The sequence below is a fragment of the Micromonospora sp. DT228 genome (assembly GCF_049841595.1).
Taxonomy (GTDB): Bacteria; Actinomycetota; Actinomycetes; order Mycobacteriales; family Micromonosporaceae; genus Micromonospora.
In genome coordinates this window covers 1-774 of record NZ_JBNCKO010000054.1, presented here as the reverse complement: position 1 = coordinate 774, position 774 = coordinate 1, and the positions used below count along the sequence as shown (strand labels likewise).

The 774-nt window shown below is 70.2% G+C and carries 1 pseudogene; it reads left to right on the top strand.

The annotated features are described in order from the left end of the window. Positions 1–752, top strand: a pseudogene (locus tag ACLQ29_RS35370) (IS5 family transposase); the annotation flags it as partial. Positions 753–774 lie beyond the last annotated feature (22 nt).

The window sequence follows — 774 nt, the reverse complement described above, 5'->3', positions numbered from 1 at the left end:
CGGACCCGGGTCGGTGCGCCGTGGCGGGACATCCCGGAGTGCTACGGGTCCTGGTCGGCGGCGTACGCGGTGTTCCGCCGCTGCCAGCGTGACGGGACCTGGGCGAAGATCCTGACCGCGTTGCAGGCGGTTGCCGACGCGGCCGGGCGGGTGACGTGGGACGTGTCGGTGGACTCGTCGGTCGCCCGGGCGCATCAGCACGCCGCCGGGGCGCGTAAAAGGGGGATCTGCAGGTCGAACCGCCGGGCGGCGTCGCGGTCGAGCCGGCCGATCATGCGCTCGGCCGGTCGCGGGGCGGACTGACCACGAAGGTGCACCTGGCCTGTGAACAGGGGCAGAAGCCGTTGTCGATCGTGTTGACCGCCGGGCAGCGCGGAGATAGTCCCCAGTTCATCGCGGTCCTCGACGGCATCCGGGTGCCTCGCCAGGGCGGCGGTCGGCCACGGACACGCCCCGATCGGGTCTTGGCCGACAAGGCGTACACGTCGAAGGCGAACCGCCGCTATCTGCGCCGCCGCGGGATCGCCGCGACGATCCCGTCGAAGGCCGACCAGGACGCCAACCGGCGTAAGAAGGGGTCCAAGGGTGGGCGGCCACCAGCCTTCGACCCCGAGCGGTACAAGCAACGTCACGCCGTGGAGTGCGGCATCAACCGGCTCAAACGCAACCGTGCCGTGGCCACCCGATTCGACAAACTCGCCGTGCGCTACGAAGCCACCGTGCACATCGCCGCGATCAACGAGTGGCTATGACCGACTTCGACACAGACCCTAG